The sequence below is a fragment of the Stenotrophomonas pavanii genome, assembly GCF_900101175.1.
GTDB lineage: Bacteria > Pseudomonadota > Gammaproteobacteria > Xanthomonadales > Xanthomonadaceae > Stenotrophomonas > Stenotrophomonas pavanii.
Genome location: NZ_FNFQ01000002.1, coordinates 145,593 through 170,318 on the forward strand (window position 1 = coordinate 145,593; position 24,726 = coordinate 170,318).

The 24,726-nt window shown below is 67.9% G+C and carries 18 protein-coding genes; 3 read left to right on the forward strand and 15 right to left on the reverse strand.

The features are described from left to right. The first annotated feature begins 37 nt into the window (after positions 1–37). Entirely contained in the window at positions 38–1,096 is a 1,059-nt protein-coding gene (locus tag BLS66_RS04130) for a LacI family DNA-binding transcriptional regulator (protein WP_049467279.1), read from the forward strand. Between the two features lie 70 nt (positions 1,097–1,166). Here the strand turns inward: BLS66_RS04130 and BLS66_RS04135 are convergent, their stop codons facing one another. The 9 genes from BLS66_RS04135 to BLS66_RS04175 all read right to left on the reverse strand — a co-directional run bounded on the left by BLS66_RS04135 (position 1,167) and on the right by BLS66_RS04175 (position 16,030). Continuing rightward, positions 1,167–3,728 (reverse strand): glycoside hydrolase family 3 protein, encoded by a 2,562-nt coding sequence (locus BLS66_RS04135; RefSeq protein WP_103282317.1) that lies wholly within the window; start codon positions 3,726–3,728, stop codon positions 1,167–1,169. Continuing rightward, complete coding sequence (locus BLS66_RS04140; protein WP_049467277.1) at positions 3,725–5,134, reverse strand: sugar porter family MFS transporter; 1,410 nt, start codon at positions 5,132–5,134, stop codon at positions 3,725–3,727. Before BLS66_RS04140 ends, BLS66_RS04135 begins: the two co-directional genes overlap by 4 nt. 49 nt (positions 5,135–5,183) lie before the next feature. Beyond that, entirely contained in the window at positions 5,184–6,518 is a 1,335-nt protein-coding gene (gene xylA / locus BLS66_RS04145; protein ID WP_074725158.1) for a xylose isomerase, read from the reverse strand. Positions 6,519–6,561: 43 nt separating this feature from the next. Next, a complete protein-coding gene (gene xylB / locus BLS66_RS04150; protein ID WP_074725159.1) occupies positions 6,562–8,055 on the reverse strand; it encodes a xylulokinase in 1,494 nt (497 codons plus the stop codon). A 165-nt stretch (positions 8,056–8,220) separates the two neighbouring features. Further along, positions 8,221–9,753: a tryptophan halogenase family protein gene (locus BLS66_RS04155; RefSeq protein ID WP_074725429.1), complete on the reverse strand. Its 1,533-nt coding sequence runs from the start codon at positions 9,751–9,753 to the stop codon at positions 8,221–8,223. Positions 9,754–9,764: 11 nt separating this feature from the next. After that, entirely contained in the window at positions 9,765–10,787 is a 1,023-nt protein-coding gene (locus BLS66_RS04160) for a cupin-like domain-containing protein (protein WP_074725160.1), read from the reverse strand. 3 nt (positions 10,788–10,790) lie between these two features. Next, a complete protein-coding gene (locus BLS66_RS04165; protein ID WP_074725430.1) occupies positions 10,791–11,549 on the reverse strand; it encodes a SapC family protein in 759 nt (252 codons plus the stop codon). Positions 11,550–11,679: 130 nt separating this feature from the next. Then, the gene (locus BLS66_RS04170) at positions 11,680–14,808 is read right to left on the reverse strand and encodes a TonB-dependent receptor (protein WP_074725161.1); all 3,129 of its coding nucleotides are present in this window, start codon (positions 14,806–14,808) and stop codon (positions 11,680–11,682) included. Between the two features lie 361 nt (positions 14,809–15,169). Further along, positions 15,170–16,030 carry a LytTR family DNA-binding domain-containing protein gene (locus BLS66_RS04175; protein ID WP_074725162.1) on the reverse strand — a complete coding sequence of 287 codons (861 nt, stop codon included), beginning with the start codon at positions 16,028–16,030 and terminating at the stop codon, positions 15,170–15,172. Between the two features lie 170 nt (positions 16,031–16,200). On the opposite strand from BLS66_RS04175, the gene BLS66_RS04180 reads away from it, so the two are divergent. Beyond that, a complete protein-coding gene (locus BLS66_RS04180) occupies positions 16,201–17,400 on the forward strand; it encodes an acyltransferase family protein (protein WP_074725163.1) in 1,200 nt (399 codons plus the stop codon). 22 nt (positions 17,401–17,422) lie between these two features. On the opposite strand, the gene BLS66_RS04185 is transcribed toward BLS66_RS04180, so the two are convergent. Then, positions 17,423–17,635, reverse strand: coding sequence for a hypothetical protein (locus BLS66_RS04185; RefSeq protein WP_049467263.1), 213 nt, complete (start codon positions 17,633–17,635; stop codon positions 17,423–17,425). Between the two features lie 329 nt (positions 17,636–17,964). Here BLS66_RS04185 and BLS66_RS04190 point away from each other — a divergent pair, with 329 nt between their 5' ends. Beyond that, positions 17,965–19,212, forward strand: a complete 1,248-nt coding sequence (locus BLS66_RS04190; protein WP_074725164.1) for an arsenic transporter — start codon at positions 17,965–17,967, stop codon at positions 19,210–19,212. A gap of 24 nt (positions 19,213–19,236) precedes the next feature. On the opposite strand, the gene BLS66_RS04195 is transcribed toward BLS66_RS04190, so the two are convergent. The 5 genes from BLS66_RS04195 to BLS66_RS04215 form a co-directional block, all read right to left on the reverse strand. Next, on the reverse strand, positions 19,237–20,670 hold the full coding sequence (locus tag BLS66_RS04195) for an OprO/OprP family phosphate-selective porin (RefSeq protein WP_074725165.1): 1,434 nt from the start codon (positions 20,668–20,670) through the stop codon (positions 19,237–19,239). 132 nt (positions 20,671–20,802) lie between these two features. Then, positions 20,803–21,579: an ABC transporter permease gene (locus tag BLS66_RS04200; protein ID WP_005409726.1), complete on the reverse strand. Its 777-nt coding sequence runs from the start codon at positions 21,577–21,579 to the stop codon at positions 20,803–20,805. Continuing rightward, positions 21,563–22,396: an ABC transporter ATP-binding protein gene (locus BLS66_RS04205; protein ID WP_049467258.1), complete on the reverse strand. Its 834-nt coding sequence runs from the start codon at positions 22,394–22,396 to the stop codon at positions 21,563–21,565. Before BLS66_RS04205 ends, BLS66_RS04200 begins: the two co-directional genes overlap by 17 nt. Before the next feature lie 14 nt (positions 22,397–22,410). Continuing rightward, entirely contained in the window at positions 22,411–23,469 is a 1,059-nt protein-coding gene (locus tag BLS66_RS04210) for an ABC transporter substrate-binding protein (RefSeq protein ID WP_074725166.1), read from the reverse strand. A gap of 75 nt (positions 23,470–23,544) precedes the next feature. Then, positions 23,545–24,666 (reverse strand): 4-oxalomesaconate tautomerase, encoded by a 1,122-nt coding sequence (locus tag BLS66_RS04215; RefSeq protein WP_074725167.1) that lies wholly within the window; start codon positions 24,664–24,666, stop codon positions 23,545–23,547. Positions 24,667–24,726 lie beyond the last annotated feature (60 nt).

A 24,726-nucleotide genomic window follows, 5' to 3' on the forward strand; every position in this document is an offset into this window, starting at 1 on the left:
GGCGCGGCAGCGCCACCAAGACCAAAGGGATCGTGCATTGGACAAGCCGAAGAAGTCGGTTCGCCGCAGAACCGCGGGCGTGACCATCGACGAGGTTGCGGCCCTTGCCGGCGTTTCGCCGATGACCGTGTCGCGGGTGATCAACCAGGGCAAGGTGCGTGACGTCACCCGCGAGCGCGTGCTGCGCGCCGTGCGCGAGCTGGGCTATACGCCCAATCTTGCCGCCAGTTCGCTGGCCGCCGCGCAGCACACGCGCATTGCCCTGATCTATACCAACCCCAGCGGCGCCTACCTGCGCGAGCTGCTGGTGGGGCTGCTGCGCGTCGCGTCCAGTTCCGCGCTCCAGCTGGTCATCGACTACTGGGACAACCTGGATGCCGAGTCCGAGCGCAAGGCGGCGCGTGCGCTTGCCGGGCGCGTCGACGGGGTGATCCTGCCGCCGCCCCTGTGCGAATCGCAGGCCGCGGTAAGCGAACTGGTCAAGGCAGGCATTCCGGTGGTGGCCATCGCATCGGGTCGCCTGAGCGACGCCCTGTCCTGTGTCCGCATCGACGATTTCAGCGCCGGCAGGGAAATGACCGAGCACCTGCTCCGCCAGGGGCACACCCGTATCGGCTTCATCCGAGGGCGCACTGACCTGAGCGCGAGTGCGCTGCGCTACGACGGCTTCGTCACGGCGCTGCGCGAAGCGGGGCTGGCGGTGGAACCCGGCCTGGTCCAGCACGGCGACTATACCTACCGGTCCGGCCTGGCCGCGGCCGAAAAACTGCTCTCCCAGCGCCGGCCGCCGACGGCGATCTTCGCCAGCAACGACGACATGGGCGCCGCCGCCATTTCGGTGGCGCATCGACGCGGACTGGACGTCCCCCGCGACCTGTCGGTGGTCGGCTTCGATGACACCTCGGCCGCAACCACCGTGTGGCCGGAACTGACCACGATCCACCAGCCGATCGCCTTCATGGCCAACGCGGCGATCGACATCCTGCTGCGCACCATCCGCCGTCCCAGTGGCGACACGCCCGTGCTGCGCGACCACGTGGTGCCGCACCGGTTGATCGCACGTGATTCGGTCGCCGCGCCGCCCAAGCCCCGATAGCGCTCGCGCCTGGCTCACGCGCGTGGCCTCGCGGTGCATGTACCGGCAGCGATGGCTGCGGTGCGGATGATCAACGCGCATCGCAGCGCACCGTGACCTGCGCCTCGTTCAATGCCCCCAGGGCGACGCGGGACACCGAGAGCGTCATGGCGCCGGCCGTGGCCAGCGCCCAGGGCCGGTCGAGCGCATCCAGCTTCGCACCGGCCGCGGCCAGGCATTTCAGCGGAACGCCCACCCGCGTCCACTGGCCCGCCGGCATGGCGGCCAAGGTGGGCGCGATGGCGATCCGCGCCGAACAGCCGGCACCACAGCCTACCGACAGCCATGCCTGGCCACGCGGTGCCGCATCAACGCGCAACGTGGTCAACAGCATCAGGTCACCGTTGGCCTCGCGCTGCAGGTCCAGTGGCGTGTGCGACTGCAGCGCGACCACAGCCTCGCCGTTGCCCGACCACGCCAGCCGCCGCCCGTCTTCCTGGGCCAGGTGATCGACGCCGGTGATCTTCAACCGGTCGCCGGGCAAGGCATCCGGCACGCGGGTCACGTTCAACCCCTGCCCTGCCGCATCCTCGATCCGCAGCGCGATGCCGGGGCCCGCGTCACCGCGCGCGAAGAACACGCCGGACGCGCCTTCGTTGCCGGTGAGGCCCGACGCCTCGGGCAGCACGGGCAGGTCGCCCTTGTCGGCATAGGTCAGGCCGAAGCCGAATGCGAACAACGGGTCGTAGTCCTTCTGGCCCACGTTGTTGGCGTACTGCGTAGCGGTACGCGGCCAGCTGAAACTGAGCCTGCCCTTGAAATCGTGCTGCACGCGGCCATCGGCCCCGCGCAGCAGCACATCGGCGATGCCGCCGCCTTCCGAGCCCGGCAGCCAGGCGGCCACGAAGGCATCGGCGGCGTTGATTTCCCGGTTCACCCACAGCGGCCGCCCGCTCAGGAAGACCGCAACGACCGGGATGCCCTCGGCCTTGAGCCGCCTGAGCAGCGCCAGGTCCGTCTCGTCGCCCGGTTTGTAGGCCAAGGTGGGCCGGTCCCCCTGGAACTCGGCATAGGGGTCTTCGCCAAACACCACCACGGCCACGTCGGGCTTCACCGCGTAGCGGCCGTCAACGGCAAGCACGGCCTCACCGCCGGCCGCCGTGGCCTGCCGCGCGATGCCCTCGTAGATAGAGTCCGCGTTGGGAAAGTCCTTGCGGGTGGTACCGGTGCCCTGCCAGTTGAGCGTCCAGCCGCCGGCCTGCTTGCCGACTTCGTCGGCGCCGTCGCCGGCCACCAGGATCCGCTGCTTCGGCGACAGCGGCAGCAGTCCGTTCTGGTTCTTCAGCAGCACCAGCGATTCGCGTACCGCCTGGCGGGCCACCGCGCGATGCTCGGGCGCGCCGATCAGTGCGAACTGGCCGCCAACGGCCCGCGACGACGGCCGGCCCGCTTCGAACAGGCCGAGGCGGAACTTGACCCGCAGGATGCGGCGCACCGCGTCATCCAGGCGCTGCGATGAAATCCGCCCGTCCTTCGCCGCTGCCAGCGTGGTCTCGTAGAAGCCCTTCCAGCTGTCCGACGCCATCGCCATGTCCAGGCCAGCGTTGATGGTGGCCGGGCAGTCCGTGGTGGTGCAGCCTTTGACCTGGCCATGGCCGTTCCAGTCACCGACCACGAAGCCACCGAACTGCATGCGCCCCTTGAGCACGTCGGTGAGGTAGTGCCGGTGCCCGTGCATCTTTTCACCGTTGACGCTGTTGAAGGAGGCCATGGCCGTCTGCGCGCCGGCGGCGATCGCAGGGGGATATCCGGCCGCGTGGATGCGCACCAGGTCGGGCTCGCTGATGCGCGTGTCGCCCTGGTCCTTGCCACCGGTGGTGCCACCATCGCCGAGGAAGTGCTTCACCGACGCGATCACATGACGGCCATCGAGAAACTCGGGCGTGCCCACCCTGCCCTGCAATCCCTCCACCATGGCGCCCGCGTAGCTGGCCACCACCTCGGGCGATTCCGAGTAGCCCTCGTAGGTGCGGCCCCAGCGATCATCCTGGGGTACCGCAACGGTCGGCGCGAACGTCCACTCCATGCCGGTGACGCGGGTCTCCAGGGCGGTGATGCCACCGATCTGCCGCAGCAGCTCCGGATTGCGCGTGGCACCCAGCCCGATGTTGTGCGGGAACAACGTGGCGCCAATGATGTTGCTCTGCCCATGCACGGCATCGATGCCGAACAGCACTGGAATGGCTTTCCCGCCGTTGGAGGTATCCATGGACGCGTCATAGAACGCATCGGCCAGCGCCAGCCATTCGGCCGGTGACGCGTCGTAGCGGCCACCCGGGTCGGAATTGCCACCGGCCAGGATCGAACCGAGGCGGTAGCGCCGCACGTCATCGGGAGTGAGGCTGGCGATGTCGCCCTGCACGAGCTGGCCGACCTTTGCCTCCACCGTCATGCCGGCCATCAGGTCGGTGATCCGCTTCTCCAGGGCAGGATCCTCGGCCAGTGGCCAGGTGACCTGCGGCCACGGGTCGCTGCCGGTTGCCGCAGTGGCGGCGGGCCGGTCCTGGCCGTGGCAGCCCAGCAATGCCAGCGCCAGCACGGCGACCAGGGCGCCGCTGCGGGATACGGAGGTCTGCAATGCCATGGTGCTCATCCTTCCATCTGCTCCAGTTCCTTGCCCTTGGTCTCGTGCACATGCCGCACCACGAAAATCACCGAGATGATCGCCGCCACCAGGTAGATGCCATAGGTGGCCGCCAGCCCGGCCGCAGCCAGCAGCATCGGGAACGTCACGGTCACCACGAAGTTGGACGTCCATTGCGCCGCGCCGGCCACCGCCAGGGCCGAACCGCGGATCTGGTTCGGGAACATCTCGCCCAGCATCACCCACATCACCGGCCCCCAGGACAGGTTGAAGAACACGACGTAGGCATTGGCCGCCACCAGTGCCAGCGTGCCCATGCGACCGGGCAGCTGCAGGTGCCCGTCGGCCAGCGAACCGCTGGCAAAGGCCACCACCACCAGTGCCAGTGACAGCGACATCCCGGCCGAGCCGAACCACAGCAACGGCTTGCGGCCGATCCGGTCGATCAGCAGCACCGTGACCACGCAGGCACCGATGCTCAGCGCGCCGGACAGCACGTTGATCAGCAGTGCGTCGTTCTCGGAGAACCCGACCGCCTGCCACAGCACGGCGCCGTAATAGAACACCACGTTGATGCCGACCAGCTGCTGGAAGCAGGCCAGGCCGACGCCGACCCACACGATCGGGCGGATCCGCCCGGTCGCCCGGCTCTTCAGGTCGGACAGGCGCGGGCGATGGTGGTCGTTGGACAGCGAGGCATCGATCTCTTCGAGCGTGGCGCGGGCCTTGTCGCTGCCGAGCAGCCGGGTGAGCACGCGCAGCGCGTCGTCCTTGCGCCGCTTCACCACCAGGTAGCGCGGGCTCTCAGGAATGGTCAGCAACAGCAGCAGGAACACCAGCGACGGCGCGGCCTGCATCCAGAACATCCAGCGCCAGGCGGCCTGCCCGGCCCACAGCGGCTCGGTCGACGCGCCCGCCGCGGCCGCCAGCAGGTAGTTGGACAGGAAGGCAGCGGTGAGCCCGGTGATGATGGCGATCTGCTGCACCGTGGCCAGGCGGCCGCGATAGCGGGCCGGAGCGACCTCGGCAATGTAGGCCGGCGAGATCACGCTCGCCGCGCCGACCGCGAATCCGCCCACCACGCGCGCCGCAATGAACCAGCCCGACGAGACCGCCGCCCCGGCACCGAGTGCCGACAGCAGGAACATCACCGCCGACAGGATCAGCACGTTGCGGCGGCCGAGGCGGTCGGCCAGGCGGCCGGCACTGAACGCGCCCACCGCACAGCCCAGCAGCATCGACGCGATCTCGAACCCCTGCATCCATTCACCGGACCGGAACGCCTGGTGCAGGCCATCCTGGGTGCCATTGATCACACCGCTGTCGAAGCCGAACAGAAAACCGCCAATCGTCGCTACCACGCTGATCAGTACGATCAGCCGGGTGTTCTCCCCGCTGCCTGCTGCCTGGTTCATCCCCGTCCCCTTGAGTGCACCGTTGCCGCCGTTGGCCTGCCTGCCGCGCTCAGCGCAGCAGGTACTGGTTGAGCAGGTTTTCGTAACGCTCCTGCTTGCCGCTGGTCTGGCGCGGTTCGCCGAGGCGGGCGGCCAGGCCCGCCAGGTCCGGCAGGCTGAGCGTGCCGCGCTCGAACTCCTGGCCGGCGCCGCTGTCAAAACTCGCGTAGCGCTCCTTGCGCCATTGCTCCCACGGCGACTCGGTCAGCAGTGCATGGGCGACCTCCAGCCCGCGTGCGAAGGCGTCCATGCCGCCGATATGGGCAATGAACAGATCCTCCAGGTCGGTCGACTCGCGGCGCACCTTCGCATCGAAGTTCAACCCGCCCTCCAGCCCACCCTGGCGCAGCACGACCAGCATCGCACCCACGGTGTCGTACAGATCACTGGGGAACTGGTCGGTGTCCCAGCCGTTCTGCGCGTTGCCGCGGTTGGCATCAATGCTGCCGAGCAGGCCATGATCCGAGGCGACCTGCAGATCGTGCTCGAAGGTGTGCCCGGACAACGTGGCGTGGTTGGCCTCGATGTTGAGCTTGAAGTCCTTGTCCAGCCCATGCTCCTTCAGGAAGCCCACCACCGTGGCGCTGTCGAAGTCGTACTGGTGCTTCATCGGCTCCATCGGCTTGGGCTCGATGAGGAAGTTGCCCTTCAGGCCGATGCTGCGACCGTAGTCGCGGGCCAGGGTGAGGAAACGCGCGAAGTGCTCGATCTCGCGCTTCATCTGGGTATTGGCGAGCGATGCATAGCCCTCGCGTCCGCCCCAGAACACGTAATGCTCGCCGCCCAGCTCGACCGTCGCTTCCAGTGCAGCCTTGACCTGCACCGCGGCGCGCGCGACCACGGCGAAATCGGGATTGGTCGATGCACCGTTCATGTAGCGCGGGTGCGAGAACAGGTTGGCCGTGCCCCACAGCAGCTTGACGCCGGTGTCGTCCTGGCGCGCCTTGGCCAGGCCCACCATGTGCGTGAGGTTCTTCTGGTACTGGCCGATGTCATCGGCATCCGGCGCCAGGTCGATGTCGTGGAAGCACCAGTACGGCACGCCCAGCTTGGTGAAGAACTCGAACGCCGCGTCCACTTTCGCTTCGGCCGTGGCCAGCGGCGAGCCCGCCTCCCACGGGAACTGCCGGGTACCCGGGCCGAACGGGTCGTGCCCGGCATTGCAGAAGGTGTGCCAGTAGCACACGGCGAAGCGCAGGTGCTCCTGCATGGTCTTGCCGCCGATGACCCGGTTGGCATCGTAGACCTTGAAGGCAAGCGGATTGTCCGAGCCCTTGCCCTCGAACGGAATGCGGCCGATGCCGGGGAAGTACTCCTTGGCGCCGATGAAGGGCTGCGTGCTCATGGTGCGTGCTCCTGTCGTTGTACGGGGTGTCGTGGAGGAGCCATCAGCCGCGCTGCAGCGGCGTGATGGCATCAAGATGACTGAGGAAGCGTGCGTAGGCCCGTGCATAGGCATCGCTGCGATCCGGATCCGGGCGCGCGGACAGCGTGGGATCGACGGTGACGTGCCGTGCGGTGATGTCGCTGATCGAAGTGGCGTTGCCCTGCGATCGGGCGAGCGCCCACAGCGCCTGCAGTGCCGCGCCAAACGCCGCGCCTTCGGCCTGCACCGGGACCTCCACGGGCAGGCCGAACACATCGGCCACCAGTTGACGCCAGGCCGCGCTGTTGCTGCCGCCGCCGGTGAGCACGATGCGATCGAACTGCATGCCGGCGTGGACGAAGGCGTCGTAGCCGTACTTCAGGCTGTAGGTCGCGCCCTCCATGGCGGCGCGGTAGAGGTGCGCCGGGGTGAAATTGGCAGTGTCCAGGCCGGCCAGCACGCCCTTGCCGAGCGGCAGGTCCGGCGTGCGCTCGCCATTGAGGAAGGGCAGCATCACCAGCCCGCCTGCTCCCGGTGGCGTCGCGCGCAGGTGCGCATCGCCGTCGCGCGTGCTGAAGCCGAAGGCACGGGCGACCTGTTCGGTCGCCACGGTGCAGTTCATGGTGCAGATCAGCGGAAGCCATCCCCCCGTGGACGAGCAGAACGCGGCCCAGGCGCCGTCGGCATCGATCACCGGCGATCCGGAGTAGGCAAACAGCGTTCCAGACGTTCCCAGGCTCATCGCCAGGCGTCCTTCGGTGACGCAGCCCGTGCCGATCGCGGCCATCATGTTGTCGCCGCCGCCAACGGCAACCTTCACCGTCGCTGGCAGCCCCAGCGCGGCTGCCGCAGCAGGCGCGATATCGAACAGCGCATCGGGTGATGCGATGGGCGGCAGGCAGGCGGCCAGGTCGCGATCAGGATCGGTCGCGCGCAGCAACGCCTGCGACCACGTGCGTGTGCGCACGTCCAGCCAGCCGGTTCCGGACGCATCGCCATGCTCGCAGAACCGCTGGCCGGTCAACACGAAATTGAGGTAGTCATGCGGCAGCAGGATGGTCGCCAGCCGTGCGTAGGCGTCGGCACGGTGGGTCCGGGTCCAGGGCAGCTTGGATGCGGTATAGCCGGCCAGGATCGGGTTGCCCGCGAGCGCGATGGTGCGGCGTACCCCACCCACGGCGTCCATGATCTGCGCGCATTCGGCCGAGGTGCTGGTGTCGCACCACAGCTTGGCCGGCGCCAGCACCTCGCCTGCCGCATCCACCGGCACGAACCCATGCTGCTGGCCGGAGACCGCCATCGCGACGATGCGTGCGCGCAGCGCGGGATCGATCCGGGCGAAACAATCATGGAGGGCCGCTACCCAATCGGCGGGCGCCTGCTCGCGGCTGCCGTCGGCCGCGCTGTCCAGCGTGAGCAGCGCGCTGGTGGCGGCGGCCACCGTTTGCGCCTGCGGGTCGTAGACCAGCACCTTCAGGCTCTGCGTCCCTGCATCGATCCCTGCAACCAGACCCATCGAAACCGCCTCCGATCAGCAAAAAGGTAGCGCTAACATTCCGTGGACTCAAAAAGGGGGCGTGCTGTCCGGCCCCCGCGTTGCCACCGCATGCGTCATCGCCTGCGGTGTTTCCGCACTGTAACCAGCTGCAGCGGAAAAAGCGTGCTGCAACGCAAAACCCTGCTACGCGGGCGTCGCCATCGAACGCCACACGTCTGCGCCGGACCTGCAGTACTGCGCGATGAACTCTACCTGGGTCGGCATCTGCGCCGCGGCGTGCTGCACCGGCTGCTGGATGCCCTTCAACAGGGTGCGCAGATCGGCGTCACTCACCGCCCGCGCCAGCGGATGCGGCGGGCCTGGCGGAATGCCCTGCCCGAGCAGCACGCTGGTCCAGGACTCGACGCGGAACAGCTCGCCGGGGTCCTGCCAGGCGTGCGCACGCTCGCGCCACGCCTGCAACCGCTGCTGCAGCGATTCGGGCACGCGCATCTCGCGGCATGCCTTCCACATCGGCTCGGTGCGCTGCGTGGCGTGGTAGTGCAGGATGATGAAGTCGCGCACGTGCTCCATTTCCTGCCGGCTGACATCGTTGTACAGCTGCACCAGCGACGCGCGGATGCCATCGAACGGGAACAACTGGATCAGGCGCACCACCGCGCTGATCGTCAGGTGGATGCTGGTCGATTCCAGGGGCTCGATGAAACCGCTCGCCAGCCCCAGGGCCACCACGTTCCTGTTCCAGGCCTTCAGCCGGCGCCCGCTGCGGAACGGCACCTGCCACGGGTCGCGCAAGGGAGGTGCCCCCACATCGCGCAGCAGCTTCGCCGTGGCCTCGTCATCGGACAGGTGGCGGCTGGAATACACCAGCCCGCAGCCGACCCGGTGCTGCAGCGCGATGTGCCAGCGCCATCCCGCTTCGTGGGCGATCGCCCGGGTATAGGGCACAGGGGGCGCAACCGCTTCGGTCTGCACGGCCACGGCCCGGTCGCACGGCAGCCACTCGTGCCAGTCCTCGTAGCCGGTGCCCAGCGTCTGCTCGATCAGCAGGCCACGGAAGCCGGTGCAGTCGATGAACAGATCCCCCTCGATCACCTGCCCGTCCTGCAGCACCAGCGCCTGCACCGATCCGTCATGCGCATGCTGCCGGACCTGGGCGATCCTGCCTTCGATCCGGCGCAGGCCGTGGCCCTCGGCCCTGCGGCGCAGGAACCGCGCATAGAGCCCGGCATCGAAGTGGTAGGCGTAGCTGGCCTGCGGCTGGGTCTGCAACGAAAAGCGGTCGCCCCGCGAGGCAATGCTCTCCAGGCAGAAGTCACCCAGGTCCGAGGGCATGCCGCGGCGCAGGCTGTCCAGCCAGAAGTGATGGAACGGTGCCGCCCAGGTGCCGTGGCCAATGGTGCCGAACGGGTGGAAGAAGCGGTCCCCCGGCAGCCGCCAGTTCTCGAACGAAATCGACAGCTTGAAGGTGCCGGCCACCGCGCGCAGGAAGTCCTGCTCGTCGATCTGCAGGAAGCGGTGGAAGGTGCGGATGGGCGGCACGGTGGACTCGCCGACGCCGACGGTGCCGATCTGCTCGGACTCGACCAGGGTGATCTCCAGCTGGTCACGGAACTGGTGCGCCAGCGCACAGCCGGCCAGCCATCCCGCGGTGCCGCCGCCGGCAATGACCACCTTGCGGATGCGTCCTGCGGGGGTGCTCTCGGTATCCACTATGGCGCTCCTTCTCAACGGTTGAGCCTGCCCAGCAGCATCGCGCGCATGCGGCGCGCGCGCGGCTCGTCGAACGGTGCCAGATCGCCGCGCGCGGCATCAGGCAGGTGCTGCCCGGCGCGCTCGCCGGGGCCGAATACGTAGTACTGGAAGAGCCCTTCCCAGGCCTGCTTTTCGCGCGCCGGCAGGTCGCGCACGGCCCACATCGCGTGGTGCAGCGCCGACAGTGGAGATCCCAGCCAGGCCGGCGAACGGCGCCACCAGTAGTTCACCAGCACGTTGAACGGCGCCAGGCTGCGCACATGGTGCCACCACATGCCCGGAATGAAGATCGCATCGCCGGGCCCAAGCACGGCGCTGCGTGCGTTCGCCAGCGCTTCCCGGAAACGCGGGTACCGCTCGAAGTCGGGGCGCTCGAAGTCCACCACGCTCACCACCTGGCCACCGGGCGTGGGGTCGAGCGGGCCCGGATACAGATTGTCGATCTGCTCGGGCGGGAACACGGTGAACTCGCGCTGCCCCACTGCACAGCAGGCGAGATTGTCGGGCGTGTCGAAGTGGCACGAGGCCGTCACCCGGTTGCCGATCCAGATGCTGGCCGTGGCATCGATGCCCTGCTTCGCCAGCCCGGCGTCGTTGGCCTGCGCGAATGCCGGCCGCAGTGCCCGCTCGATCGGCAGCGAGGCCACGTAATAGGTCGGCGGCCGCGGGGACTGCAGCGTGGTGGCGATCTCCTCCAGCACCTGCGCCAGCGCGCCGCGCCGCACGTCGAAGTTCAGCCGGGTGTAGTCCGCGCTGTAGAACGGGCGGCCCTCGATCTCGGCGCCGCCGAACGAATACTGGATGGGCCCGCCCGCGTCGACGCTGCGCAGGTAGGCCATCGCGTCCTGCGCCGAGCGCACGCCCGCCTGCACCAGTGGCCAACCGCTGGCGATGCCCCGCAGCACGACCGGTTCACCCGCCTCCGCCAGGGCAGCCAGCGGCAGCTCGGCAGGATCGACGCCTTCCAGAACCGGCAGCGGCAGGTTCGCGCGCACCGGTCAGTTCCTGGCCGGTTGCGCCGCGCCGTCCTGGGCGCGGAGGCGGCGCTGCTTCTCGGCAATCAGGCGGCGCATGTTGTGCAACGACGCAAGCATCAGGTACGCGCCTTCCAGGTAGCCGGCGCGGTTCAGTTCAGCCAGGCGTGCGCTGTCCAGCGTCGCCAGGCGCTCCCGGTCGATGCCATGCAGTCCGCTCACGCTCACCCGGTGATGCGGCGCGACCTGCACGTCGAGCGTGACCGGCTGGATCAGGCCGCTGTCGTCGAGCATCGCGAACATTGCGGCCGCGTACGCGCTGCCCTCGTGGATGCCGCGCAGTACCCCGGCAATGTGGTCCAGGTAAGGCGTGTTTCCACCCTGCGGCAGGAACACCGGCTCACCGCCGTCGGAGGTGACACGCGGATGGTCCAGGTCGACGTGCATCACCGCGTCCTGGGTGAGCAGGCCGTCCACGTAGTGCTCCTGGAAGCCGATCAGGAACGGCCCTTTTGCGGCCGCGCCGGGCAGGTAGGAGGCATTCCAGCGTCCGTCCTGCAGGTACAGGTTCTCGTGCTGCTCGAAACCCAGCAGGGCGACGGACTGCCACGCCCCGGTCCCGGTCTCCCGGCGCAGGAAGATCGGATACTCGCGCTGCAGTTCGGCAAACTCGCTGGGATAGGCGGGCACCATGCCCACCGCATCGCCGAACTGTGGCCCGAATCCGGTAGCGACCGTCAGGTCCCGATGCGCGATGTTGTTGAGCATTTCATAGCGGGCCATCAGGGTATCCAGTCCAGTGCGGGGTGGCTGGCCGGCAGAGTAGCGCAGGCGCGACAGGTGCGGCGACACCGTCCCGGCGCGGCACCGCTGGCGGGCAGCGGTGCCGTGCCGGGCGCATCGGCAACCAGGCTCAGAACTTGTAGCGTACGCCCAGCATGTAGCGCGGGCTCTGGTCGGCCAGCTTGACGATCATCTGCGAGGTGCGCGAGCGCCACCGCACATCCTCGCCGGTCAGGTTGATCGCCTCCAGGCTGAAGGACCAGTGGTCATCCAGCGCGTAGTTGACGCTGAGATCCCATTGCTCGTACGGCTCCACATAGTATGGATTGCGGCTGGAGCCCTGGTTGGCCAGGATCAGGTACTGGTCGCGCCAGTTCCATGCCAGGCGCACCGACCACCCGTACTTCTCGTACATCAGCATAGCGTTGGCAGTGTCGCTCAGGCCGGTGAGCGAGAACTGGTCGATACCCGGATCGCCGCCATTGTTGTAGCCGACATCACCTTTGACCACGGTGTAGTTGGCCAGCACGCCGAAGCCGGTGTCACCAAAGAAGTACTGGCCGCCCAGCTCCCAGCCATGCAGCTTGGACTTGTTCTGGTTGATCGGGCGATTGACGTTGAACTGGTAGAGCGGATCGTTGGCCTGCCCGTGCAGGTCGTAGGCTGCCTCGGTGGCCAGCACCTGCGCATCGGTGCCGTTGTAGGCACCCAGGCCGGCGGGATTGTTGCGCAGCAACGCCAGTGCGGTGAACAGCGAGGTGTCGTTGGCCGAGCAGGCAGCGGCATTGGCCGGCCCGACCTGGGCGACGCAGGCGCCGCTGGTCAGGAAGTCCAGCGCCGCCCGCGCATCCGGCCCGGAGGTCGGATCGGTGAGGCCGTACAGGCTTTCCTGGACGACGGTGTTGCCGATGAAGTTGCTGACCGACTTGTTCCAATAGGTCAATGACACATAGCTGGCGTCGGCGAAGTACCACTCCAGCCCCAGGTCGAGGTTGTCCGATTCCAGCGGCTTCAGGCTCGGGTTCTGCGAGTTGCCGCTGGCGCGCGACGACGGATCGATCAGCACCGAACCGAACGGCTGCTGGGCCCCGGGTCCTGCATAGAGATTGCCGTACGGCGCGCGGGCGATGCTCTTGCCGAACGAAACGCGGCCCTTCAGTTCCTCGGTGAGGTCGATGCTGAAATCGAGGTTGGGCAGGATGTAGCTGTAGCGCGCCTTCTCGGTAAAGGGCTGCTGCTCATCGGACAGCACGATGCGGAAATCGTTGTTGGCCTGCCACTCGATGGACTCGGGGACGGCAATGACCGAGGTCGACACCACATCGGTGGTTTCATAGCGCACGCCCAGGCGGGTGTTGGTGCGCATGCCACCCAGTTCCCCGTCCAGCTCCACCTGGAAGTACGCCGCCTTGGTCTTCTCTTCCACGAAGTTGTCGGCCGCGCGTTGCGGGTTCACACCCAGGCCGACGCCGTACTCGCGCGATGCCCATTGCGCCAGCTGCCCGGCATTGCCGCGCCAGGCCGGCCAGCTGTTTGCACTGTAGTCGTCGAACAGGCCGACGATGCTGACCGGCTGCAGCAGGTCCATCAGGCCGCCGGCGGTATCCCGGTCCACGTTGGCCACGCCCCAGTCGCCCAGGGTCGAATAGGCCTCGGCCGCCTGGATGCGGTGGGTGGTGGACTTGTTGGCATCCACGCCGAACTGGAAGCGCCCGTGGTCGAAGTTCCATTCGCCGTCGACACGCGCCTGCTTGATCTCGCTGATCTGCGTCTGCGCGTTGACGCGCAGCACCTGGGTGCCGATCTCGCCTTCCTGGAAGCCCGGGTTGACCACGCCATTGGTGCCGGCGATCGCATCGGCAGTACTGGGATACCAGACCTGGGTGCCGACCGGCAGGCCATTGTTGAAGTTCAGCTCCTGCACCCAGGAGCCACCGCAATGCGGGCCACGGGTGCAGTTGTTGGTGCCGGCAATGCTCATGAAAATGGAGCCGCCGCCGGTCAGCGGGTCGTTGGGGCGGCTTTCATTCTTCGAATTGTGCGCATCGAAGCTGAGCTTGAAGCGGTCGCTGACATTCCAGACCGCGTTGAAGCCCAGCGAGCCCAGCTTGTACTCCTGCATGCTGCGCTGCTGTTCGAGCCCGAAGTCCTTGGTGCCGGCGATCTCGCGGATGTAGACCGGGGTGGCGACCGCGCCGGAGGTGTCGAACTGGACATTGGTGTAGTTGCTGTTCTGCAGCCACATGCCCTGCTCGCCACGATTCTCGGTGATCTCGTTGGTCGAGTAGGTGTAGTCCATGGTCAGGGTCAGGCTGTCTGTCGGTGCGAACTGCAGCACCGCCTGGCCATTGACGCGTTCGCGCTCGAACTCGGAGAACGCATAACGCAGGTCGTTGGGACGTGCGTAGAGCTGGCCGATGGCCGGCGCATTCACCACGGCTGGGTTGCCAGGCATCGACCCCGTCCACGGCTGAACGTTCCAGTAGTTCTCCGTGGCCTGCACCGAACCGCCCTTGCGCTTCTGCTGGCTGGCACTGAGGCTGACGCCGAAGGTCTTTTCGGGGTTGCTGTAACTGAAGATGCCCGACAGCTCCGGGGTCAGGTCATTGTCGAACGGCTGGCTGCGGTCGGACACCAGCTTCGCGCCGGCATTGGCCACGATGCCAGCGTGATCCAGCGGACGGGCGGTCAGGATGTTGATCGTCGCGCCGATGCCGCCGCTGGGCACCTGAGCCTGGCTGGTCTTGTACACCTCGATGCCATTGATCGCTTCGGCCGCCAGCTGCGCGAAATTGAAGGCGCGGGTACCGCCGTCCACACCGCCGATGGCCACCTGCCCGGACGCACCGAAGGCATCGGCCCCCGGCATCTGCCGGCCATTGAGCGTGACCATGTTGAACTGGGGACCAAAGCCACGCGCGGTGACCTGTGCGCCCTCGCCATCACGGCGCTCGATGGAGATGCCGGTGATGCGCTGCAGCGACTCTGCAAGATTGGTGTCGGGGAACTTGCCGATGTCTTCGGCACTGATCGCGTCGACCACGCCGGCCGAGTCGCGCTTGATGTCCATGGCCTGGCTCAGGCTGTTGCGTATGCCCGTGACCTGCACGGCATCGAGCTGGGTGGGCTGCGACGGGCTCTGCGGCGGCTGGCCGGTTGCCGGTGCAGCGTCCTGCGCAAAGGCCGGGTTGATGACCAGGGCGCCGCCCACGAAGGTGAACATCGCCCTGGACCGGAGCTTCGCCAACGTGCGGCTCATGAACCGATCCTCGGGCCTTGGGTGCCACGGAAACTGCAAGTGCTCATGAAAGTCCCCTCTGACATACGATCGAATGGATGTACCGCCCCCTCCCAGGGGCACGCACGGGCGTGGCCCGCATTCCAAACCGAACAGCGCGGGTGCTGGAGCACGCCGCGACTTACACTTGCTTTTCAAGCCTGCCAGGACAAACACGCGGCAAAGAAGGCAGCCCCAGGACCTTGGATCCCCGTCCTACTGGTAGCGCTACCATCGCGTTGCAGCGGAGAGTAATCACCCAGGTTCACCGTTGTCACCATGCAGCGCAGCAAATCGACCGCGCACCGATGCAATCGATGCCAGCGGTCCCGCGCCCTACCCGCTAGCCTGCCGCCAGCGCCTGCCGGAGCACGGGCAGCTGCCGCCTGCTGCACGGCACCCGTGCGCCATCGGCCATGTGCAGCACCGCGTCGCCGCCATCGGCAGGCTCGATCGAGCGCAGCTGGTGGCGGTTGACGAGCCAGCTGCGGTGGCAGCGCAGGAACACCGATGGATCCAACCGCAGCGCAAGCGCCGCCAACGTGGTACGCAACGGATAGTCATGCCCGCGCACGTGCAGGTTCACGTAATTGCCGGACGCCTGCGCATATTCCACATCGTCGGTGGCCACCAGGAATTCCTTGCCCAGCTTGCGCACCAGGAAATGCCGTGGCCGCTCAACCGACTCCACCGGCGCCGCGTCTTCCGGCGCCGCGAGCAGATGCGCCTCACCCTGTTGGCGGCGTCCGAACCAGCTCATCAGGTGTTCGAGCAGCACGATGCTGAAGAACACGCGTACGTCCTTGAGGTATTCATAGCCCAGGCGCGAGACCCAGCCGGCACCGTCCACGTAGCTGGCACCAAGACCCAGGTAGACCAGCTTGCGCAGCGCCATCATGGCCAGTACGTGCAGCAGCGACCAGCCGATGCTGGCCAGCAGATAGAGCGGAAGGCGGCGCCGCCAGGTCTCTGCATGCAGGGGCCAGCGCCTGCACCCCCACCAGATCGCCGGCAGCGTGAGCAGGATCACGCCGACGCTGCTGAGCTCCCAGGTCAGCGGCTCCCAGAACGCCAGGGCGTCGCCGCGCCGCTGCGCGTCCATCACTTCCACGGCGCTGTTGGCCAGGGCCATGAACAGCAGCAGCGCCGCCCACACGGCCAGGCGGAACGTGAGCCGCCAGGGCGGCGTCGAAGCTACAGGCATGCGGTTTCCCTACCACGCGCGCAACGCGCGACGAAGGCGCCATTCTAGGGATGCCGCTGGTCCCTGATCGCCTGCCGTTGGTCACTACCGGGCCGCAGGCAGGCCCTTCCCACCCCATGGGACCATGTCGCGGCGGCACGCTGGCTGCCCCTGTCCGCTGCTGCCCACCCATGAACCGACGCCACGACATCGACGCGCTCCGCGTCTTCGCCTTCGCACTGCTCATCCTGTATCACACCGGCATGGCGTACGTGGGTGACTGGGGCTTCCATCTGAAAGGCAGCTTCACCGCCGACGCGCTGCAGTGGCCGATGCGGCTGCTGAATGGCTGGCGCATGTCGTTGCTGTTCCTGATCTCCGGCGTCGCCATCGCGCTGGTGCGGCCGCGCCTGCAACGGGGGCGGTTCATCCTCATCCGCAGTTGGCGCTTGTTGCTGCCGCTGCTGTTCGGCATGTTTGTGGTGGTGCCGATCCAACCCTACTGCGAGGGTGTCAGCCGGGGCATGGTCGCGCCAGGCTTCTGGGACTTCCTGCTGCGCTACTGGCAGGTGCGGCCGTGGCCGGACGGTAGCTTCGCGGGGGACCGCTTCGGCATCACCTGGAACCACCTGTGGTACCTGGCCTATCTGTGGACCTATACGGTGGTGCTGGTGGCAGCCCTGCCGCTGCTGGATTCGGCGCCGCTGCGGCGGCTGAGTGCCGGGCTGGCCGGCGCACCCGCCGCTGTGCTGATCGGCACGCCCGCGCTGGTGCTGCTGCTCTGGCTGGCCTGGCTGGCGCCCGACCACCCGCCCACCAACACCTTCGTGGAGGACCTCTACCAGCACGCCAAGTACGGCACCGTGTTCCTGGCCGGCTATCTGCTGGGCCGCGAACCACGCTTCTGGCAACGCGTGCAGGCCCTTCGCCGGGTGTCGCTGTGCATCGCTGCGGGTGCGGTGGCCTGGTACCTGCTGCTGGAAGCGCTGGGGCACTGGCTGCCCGTCGATTCGGTGCTGCGGCGCTGGCCGCCGCGGTTCTGGGGCCTGCAGTCGCAGTACTGCGAAGTGCTGTACGCCTGGGCCATGCTGCTGGCCGTGCTGGGCTGGGGCAAGCACTACCTGGACAGGCCGTTCCGCTGGTTGCCGTACTGCACCGAAGCCGTCTACCCGTGGTATGTGCTGCACCAGAGCCTGCTGATCGTACTGCTGTTCTGGCTCAAGCCACGGCAGCTGGGGCCGTGGCTGGAGCCGACGCTGCTGCTTGCGGGCACCATCGCCGGTTGCCTGCTGCTGCATGAGGGGGTCATCCGCCGGTCCCCCTGGTTGCGGCCCCTGTTCGGACTGAAGCGCAGGGCAGCACGTACCACCGCGCACGCGCGTGGCGATTGATCGGCATCGCAGCGCGCAGGCGCTACCACTCCGGTCCCAGCAGCTTGTTGACTTCAGCCTCGAGCTTCTGCGCGGCTTCGTCCTGCGACGCAACCTTGATGCACAGGCCGGACTGCGCCGGCCCCGGCGTCACCTGGTAGCGGTTGATGATGCCGCCGCCGTCGCCGTCCAGTTCCACCCGCGCCACCACCGTGCGCCCGTTGGCATGGAAGGTCCAGTCCTGATAATCAAACATCGTCGAAAAACGGCCTGCCTGGGAATGGCCCCACTTTAGGCAGGCCGGAGGTGAAGAACGCTCCAAGAAGACGTTCAGCGCGCGTGGGCACGCTGTGCTTCGCCCCGCGTCTGCCACATCCTGCAGGCCCCCGGATGCCCGCGCGCCCGTCGCGGACCGCCGCTGTCACGGAACGTGCCGGGCAGCGGCGTTCGCTGCACCAGTCCGCACGGTATGATGCCGCGATCCCGGAACCTGCGATGACCGCAGCGGCCGTCCATCCGCTGATCGCGCGCGCCAGGCCCCCTCGCGCCGGGGTCGCTGCAGGCACCGCTGAAGCCCCCACCCCCATGCTCGCCTCCCATTCCTCCCTCGTCATCTGGGCAGCGGTCGCCGTTGCCACCGCCGGCCTGCTGTTCCGCCCCTTCCGCATCCCCGAGTACATGTGGGCGCTGGCTGCTGCCGCGCTGTTGCCGTTGCTGGGCGCGGTATCGCTGGACACCGTCTGGGGCGCCGTCGCCGAAGGTCGCGACGTCTACCTGTTCCTGGTCGGCATGATGGTGCTGGCCGAACTGGCGCGCCGCGAAGGGCTGTTCGATTGGTTGGCGCTGTATGCGGTGCGGCATGCCGGCGGATCGGGGCGACGCCTGTTCGACCTGGTGTTCCTGGTCGGCACGCTGGTGACGGTGTTCCTGTCCAACGATGCAACGGCCGTGGTGCTGACGCCGGCCGTCTACGCCGCCTGCAAGGCCGCCCGCGCCAATCCCCTGCCCTACCTGTTCGTCTGTGCGTTCATCGCCAATGCGGCCAGCTTCGTGCTGCCCATCTCCAACCCGGCCAACCTGGTGGTGTACGGCCAGCACATGCCGCCGCTGCTGCAGTGGCTGGCGCAGTTCGCATTGCCCTCCGCGGCGGCGATCGGTGCCACCTACCTGGTGCTGCGCTGGGTGCACCGGCGCGAGATCGCGCAGCCACTGGTGGCCGCGCCGGAGCATCGCCCGCTGACGGCAGGCGGACGGCTGAGCGCACTGGGCGTGCTGTTCACCGGCAGCGTGCTGCTGGTGACCTCCGCACTGAACGGACCGCTGGGCCTGGCGACCTTCTGTGCCGGTGCGCTGAGCGTGGCGATCGTGGTGATCCGCCAGCGCCATAGCCCGCTGCCGCTGCTGCGCCATGTCTCCTGGGGCGTGCTGCCGCTGGTGGCCGGGCTGTTCGTGCTGGTGGAAGCGGTCGCGCAGACCGGTGTCATCCAGAGTGCGGCCGGCGCGCTGCAGGCGATGGCCAAAGCGTCGCCCCACCAGGCCAGCTGGCTGGCGGGCGGTGCGGCGGCTCTGCTCAGCAACGTCGCCAACAATCTGCCGGTCGGCCTGGCCGCCGGTTCGCTGGGGCAGATGGCAGACCTGCCGGCGCAGACCCGTGCTGCACTGCTGGTCGGCGTGGACCTGGGCCCGAACCTGTCGGTGACCGGCTCGCTGGCCACGATGCTGTGGCTGGTGGCGCTGCGTCGCGAGGGCGAGCATGTCAGCGCGCTCGACTTCCTGCGCGTCGGCGCGCTGGTGATGCCGCCTGCCCTGATCGGGGCACTGTTGCTGCTGTGACCCGAAGGCAGGCGGCACCCGGCGCTAGAAGGCCAGCTGCAGGCGGGTGTTGAACGTCGTGCCCTCGTCCTTGCCCGCTGCACTGCCGTTGCGGTGGCGGGTCTGCCAGCGGACCGCCTCGAACATCACCCGGCTGAAGTCGTTGAGGTACCAGTTCGCGCCCAGTGTCCACGCGTGGCCGGTACCGCCACTGGGCAGCTCGGCATAGTCCACGTCCTCGTAGCGGCCCTTCAGCTCCCACGCGCCGCTGCCGCCGCGCGTCACCGGATCGGCAACCTTCACCTTTCCCCAGGTACCCGTCTTGCCCGCGTAGGACGGTTGGGCGCCCGCCACGAACCAGCCGGCCGAGATCGCCCACGCGTCGTGATCGCGGTCATAGCGACCGCTGGCATCGCTGCCCCGCAGGCTGCGCGTACCCCATTCACCGGTCGCCCATGCCGGGCCGAAGAAGCCGGCCAGTTCCGCACCGTAGGCGGTGCTGCGCTCGGCCCCCAGCAGCGTGCCCGGCGTGATCCTGACCAGATCATTGAAATGACCGGCGATGGCCGAACTGCGCACCACGCTGCTGGCGCCGGCGGGAATCTCCTCGTGGAAGGCCCATGCACCCAGATGCAGGGTGGCGCCCGCGGTGTCCAGCGGGTTCCAGTGGACGCGCGTGGCCCAGGTCTGGCTGTCGTTGTCGGTGCCGGCGTTGTTGAGATCGTTGCCGGCCACCGACAGGCTGGCATGCCAGCCCTTTCCATACACCCGCTCGGTGAGCCCGACACCAAACAGGCCGCGCTGTGGCAGCAGCAGCGTGCCGACCACGTTGCGTTCCTGGAACGGCGTGTTGGAGGTGCTGCTCGAGCCGTCGATACCGCGATCGTTCAAGCGGTTGCCGATCGTGAGGTCGGCCGGCACGCCGAACAGCGTGTGGTCCAGCGTGGCATAGACCGACTTCCACGCCACCGCGTTGTCGGCGAAGTCGCCCTCCACGACCCAGCCCAGGGTGCCGTAGCGGCCCTCGGCCCCCAGGCGCACCGAACGGATCTCGGTACCCGAAACGTTGCGGTCGGCGACCGCCGAACCGTCGGTGCTGGAGGCATCGACGAACAGGCGGCCACGGGGACGGAACACCGTCGTGCCGTCGGCGCTGCTGAACTCCGGTGCGCCCTTGCCCCAGGAGACCTTCGGCAGCTTGGACTGGCTCGATTCCAATGCGGCTACCCTCGTCTCCAGCGCAGGCGCGGGCGGCGTGGACGGTGCGGTCGCACTGCCCTGCCCGCCTTCGACAGCGCGAAGGCGTGCTTCCAGTTGCTGGATCTGCAGCGCCTGCTGCTGCACCAGGCGTGACAGCTCGGCCTGGCTCAGCGGCGCGGGCAGCGAGGACGTGGACTGTGCGTCGGCCTGGCCACTGGCCAACAGCAGGCCGAGCGCGACCGACAGCGCTGCCAGCGGCAGCACGGTGGGAGGGTTCATGGGCTCTCTCCGGCCAGCCGGCCCCCTGGCCTGGCGCTGGCCCGTTGCGGTGGTGCGGGGGAAGATCGGGGAAGGAAGCACGCGCCGCCGGATCGGTCCGGCGGCGCGGCAGGCGGGCTCAGCCCGTCCGGGTCAGCTGGTGGCCTGTGCCTGCGCGTTGGGACGCCAGGTGATCAGTTTGTTCTCGACCACGTCCAGCAGCGCGTCGATGACCAGCACGAAGGCGGCCAGGATGATGATGCCGGCGAACACACCCACAGCGTTGAAGTTGCCTTCTGCCTGCGCGATCAGGTAGCCCAGGCCCGCCGAGGCGCCGAGGTACTCACCGATGATCGCGCCGACCACGGCAAAGCCGACCGAGGTACGCAGCGACGAGAGGATCCAGCTCGCGGCCGCCGGGAAATACACGTGGCGCAGCAGGTCGCTGCGGCTCGCCCCCAGGATGCGGGCATTGGCGAGCACCACCGGGTTCACCTCGCGCACGCCCTGCATGGCGTTGAAGAACGTGGTGAAGAACACCAGCGTGACCGCCAGCGCCACCTTCGACCACAGGCCCAGGCCCAGCCACAGCACGAAGATCGGCGCCAGCACCACGCGCGGAATCGCGTTGAAGCCCTTGATGAAGGGATCGAGGATGCGCGCCGAGCGCCGGCTCAGGCCCAGCCACACGCCGCCCGCCACGCCCAGGCCGGTGCCGATGATGTAGCCCAGCGCGGTTTCGGTCAGCGTGATGTACACGTGCTGGTAGAACGAGGTGTCGGACAGCCAGGTCCAGGCCTGCTGCACGATCGCCGTCGGCGACGGGAAGAAGAACGGATCGATCACGCCCAGCGCGATACCGCCCTCCCAGCCCCCGAACACGGCGACCACCAGGGCCAGCTGGATGAACTTGTCAGTCTTGGCGTGCATAGCTCTTCTCCACTTCGCCGCGCAGGCAGGCCCAGATGTCGCGGTACAGGTCGGTGAAACGGTCATCCAGCTTGATTTCGGCCACGTTCCGCGGCCGTTCCAGATCCACGTCGAAACTGCGCACCACACGGCTGGCCGGGCCGGAGGACAGCACCACGACGCGGTCGCCCAGGGCGATCGCTTCTTCCAGATCGTGGGTGATCAGGATCACCGAGCGCCGGTCCTCCTGCCACAGGCGCAGCAGCTCGTTCTGCATCAGGTGCCGGGTGTGGATGTCCAGCGCCGAGAACGGTTCATCCATCAGGATCACCTTCGGTTCGACGATCAACGCCTGCGCCATCTGCACGCGCTTGCGCTGGCCACCGGACAGCTGGTGCGGGTAGCGATGCTCGAAGCCGGCCAGGCCGACCTTGGCCAGCCACGCGTTGGCCTTGGCCTTGCGTTCGGCCTCGGGCACGCCGCGGAAGCGCAGGCCGAGTTCAACGTTCTGGTACGCCGTCTTCCACGGCAACAGCGCGTCCTGCTGGAACAGGTAGCCGACCGACTCCTGCACGCCGCTGACGGCACGGCCATCGATGCTGACCTGGCCCGACGACGGCTTCAGCAGGCCCGCCACGGAATTGAGGATGGTGCTCTTGCCGCAGCCGGTGGGTCCGACGATGGCGAGGAATTCGCCGTCACCTACCTGGATGTCGACATCGCGAACGGCGGTGAATTCGCCGAAGGACATGGTCACCTTGTTGATGGCGACCATGGTCTGTGCAGGCTCCAGCTGCGGCGCGCCATTGAGCTGGCGCACGGTGGCATTGAGGGCCATGGGGTTACCTCCGCTTACGGTTGGGCAGCCGGCGCCGCAGCGTTGGCACGCTCGACGAAGGCATTGGTGTAGGTCCTGGACAGATCGATGTTGGCCTTGGCCACATCCGTGTTGAACTCGCGCAGCACCTTCAACGGCGTTTCCAGGTCGGCCGGCGTGAAGTGACCGTCGCGGGTGAAGATCGCGCGGGCGTTCTCCACTGCGCGCGCATAGGTGGCACGGTCGCCAGAGACGTAGCTGTCCGGCAGCGCCGCCACGATGTCTTCGGCACTGTTGTCGGCGATGAACTTCAAGGCCATCTGCTCGGCGCGGGCGATCTTCTCGGCCGCTTCGGGACGCGTGTCCAGGAAGCTCTGGTTGGCATACATCACCGAGGTCGGGTACAGGCCGCCATAGACCTGGCGGGCGCCGTCGTCGCTGCGCGCGTCGAGCAGGATCCTGCCGACCTTGCGTTCGGTGATCAGGGTGGCGGCCGGGTCGTAGTTGACCAGCAGGTCGATCTTGCCCTGCTCGAGCGCGGCCACCGCTGCGGCGCCCGAGCCGACGCCGATCAGCGAGATGCTGTCGGCCGGAATATCGTGCTGGGCGAGGAAGTGACGGACGAAGAAGTCCGACGATGAGCCCGGCGCGGTGATCCCGACCTTCTGGCCCTTGATGGTCTCCGGGCGGGCCGGATCGAAGGTGGCATCCTCGCGGCCGGCCATCACCAGGCCGGAGTTGCGCGAGAGCAGCACGAAGGCCACCACGTCCTTGCCCTTGGCCTGCATCTGGATGGTGTGGTCGTAGAAGCCGACGGCCACGTCGGTGGAATTGGCCACCAGCGCCTGCAATACCTTGGAGCCGCCCTGGGCGAAGTTCTCGGTCTTCACCTGCAGGCCGACGTCCTTGAAATACCCCTTGGCGTCGGCAATGAAGAACGGCAGGTTGTTGAGGTTGTAGGAGCCGACGCTGATGCGTACCGGTGCGTTGTCACCACCGCCGGCGGACGCGCCTTCGGTGCGCCCGCTGTTGCTGCATCCGGCCGCGGCCAGGCCGGCCGCGCACAGCGCGGCCATCAGGAACTGCTTGTACATCATCCCTCCCAGGAGTGAAGCATCTACGTTGTGGTGGCGGGCAGGCACGCCTGTGCCGACCCGGCCGGTTTCAGATCATGCCGCTGACGTCCATTGGCGGTCTTGGGTGGCACTGGCCCGGGCGGGCGCGGGCGAGGTTGCATATACCCGGCCGTCGAACAGGCGGCGCGCGGTGCGGACCACGCTGGCAATCACCGGCGCATCGCCCGAACTGCGACTGAGGCCCACCTCCAGGGCCCCGCTCGGATGTTCGAGGGTAATGCGGCCGGGAACGGACAGGCATCCGACCAAAGTGTGGGCCAGCGTGCCCGGCGTGACGGCGGCGGTGGCCAGGCCGACGGCGCCGGTGATCGCCAGCGCGGTGTGGCATTGGTGCGGCATGAAGTAGCGCACCTGCAGATCGCCGCCGTGTTGCGGCGCCGACAGCAGCACCGGCTTGGGAATGACCTTGTTGCCGGCGTCGGCGATGCCCATGCGGGCGCCCGCCTCGATGCGCAGCGCTTCCAGCCGGCGCATGAACGCGGCGTCCGCGTTCAGTTCGGCGGGCGAGGCATCACCACGCACGCCCAGGTCTTCGGCACGCACCAGCATCATCGGCATGGCACAGTCCACCAGGCTGACCGGCACGCCATTGATGGTTTCCTGCGCGTGGCCACTGGGCAGCAGCTTGCCGGTGCGGGCGCCTGCGGCATCAAGGAAGGAGAGCCTGACCGGCGCGGCCGAGCCCGGCGCGCCGGCAATGCGCGTATCACCGCGGTAGACCACATGGCCGCCCGGCGTTTCCACCGTGGCGATGATCAGCTTGCCGGTGTTGACGTTGTGGATGCGCACTTCAGTCTGCGGATCCTGCGCCTGCACCAGCCCACGCTCGATGGCATACGGGCCCACGGCCGCCAGCATGTTGCCGCAGTTGGGCGAGGTATCCACCACCTGCTGCTCCACCCGTACCTGGGCGAACAGGTAATCCACATCGGCGTCCGCCCGGCTCGAGCGGTCGATGATCGCCACCTTGCTGGTCAGCGCGTTGCCACCGCCGATGCCGTCGATCTGCAGCGGATGGCCCGAGCCCATCACTTCCAGCAGCAGGCGATCGCGTTCGGCGGTGTCGGCCGGCAGGTCGCTGGCCAGGAAGAACGGGCCCTTGGAGGTGCCGCCGCGCATGAGCACGCAGGGAATGCTGAGCAGATCGTTGGTCATACGTGTGCTAGATTGATGCGTATAGGGGATGAATGACCCCTCTGTGATTCGATACTGGCA

What these genes read in the sequence shown, in the direction of transcription:
- BLS66_RS04135 (WP_103282317.1), bottom strand. Translation starts at nt 3,728, where the DNA reads ATGAGCACCATGGCATTGCAGACCTCCGTATCCCGCAGCGGCGCCCTG.
- BLS66_RS04140 (WP_049467277.1), bottom strand. Translation starts at nt 5,134, where the DNA reads ATGAACCAGGCAGCAGGCAGCGGGGAGAACACCCGGCTGATCGTACTG.
- xylA (WP_074725158.1), bottom strand. Translation starts at nt 6,518, where the DNA reads ATGAGCACGCAGCCCTTCATCGGCGCCAAGGAGTACTTCCCCGGCATC.
- xylB (WP_074725159.1), bottom strand. Translation starts at nt 8,055, where the DNA reads ATGGGTCTGGTTGCAGGGATCGATGCAGGGACGCAGAGCCTGAAGGTG.
- BLS66_RS04165 (WP_074725430.1), bottom strand. Translation starts at nt 11,549, where the DNA reads ATGGCCCGCTATGAAATGCTCAACAACATCGCGCATCGGGACCTGACG.
- BLS66_RS04170 (WP_074725161.1), bottom strand. Translation starts at nt 14,808, where the DNA reads ATGAGCCGCACGTTGGCGAAGCTCCGGTCCAGGGCGATGTTCACCTTC.
- BLS66_RS04175 (WP_074725162.1), bottom strand. Translation starts at nt 16,030, where the DNA reads ATGCCTGTAGCTTCGACGCCGCCCTGGCGGCTCACGTTCCGCCTGGCC.
- BLS66_RS04180 (WP_074725163.1), top strand. Translation starts at nt 16,201, where the DNA reads ATGAACCGACGCCACGACATCGACGCGCTCCGCGTCTTCGCCTTCGCA.
- BLS66_RS04185 (WP_049467263.1), bottom strand. Translation starts at nt 17,635, where the DNA reads ATGTTTGATTATCAGGACTGGACCTTCCATGCCAACGGGCGCACGGTG.
- BLS66_RS04190 (WP_074725164.1), top strand. Translation starts at nt 17,965, where the DNA reads ATGCTCGCCTCCCATTCCTCCCTCGTCATCTGGGCAGCGGTCGCCGTT.
- BLS66_RS04195 (WP_074725165.1), bottom strand. Translation starts at nt 20,670, where the DNA reads ATGAACCCTCCCACCGTGCTGCCGCTGGCAGCGCTGTCGGTCGCGCTC.
- BLS66_RS04200 (WP_005409726.1), bottom strand. Translation starts at nt 21,579, where the DNA reads ATGCACGCCAAGACTGACAAGTTCATCCAGCTGGCCCTGGTGGTCGCC.
- BLS66_RS04205 (WP_049467258.1), bottom strand. Translation starts at nt 22,396, where the DNA reads ATGGCCCTCAATGCCACCGTGCGCCAGCTCAATGGCGCGCCGCAGCTG.
- BLS66_RS04210 (WP_074725166.1), bottom strand. Translation starts at nt 23,469, where the DNA reads ATGTACAAGCAGTTCCTGATGGCCGCGCTGTGCGCGGCCGGCCTGGCC.
- BLS66_RS04215 (WP_074725167.1), bottom strand. Translation starts at nt 24,666, where the DNA reads ATGACCAACGATCTGCTCAGCATTCCCTGCGTGCTCATGCGCGGCGGC.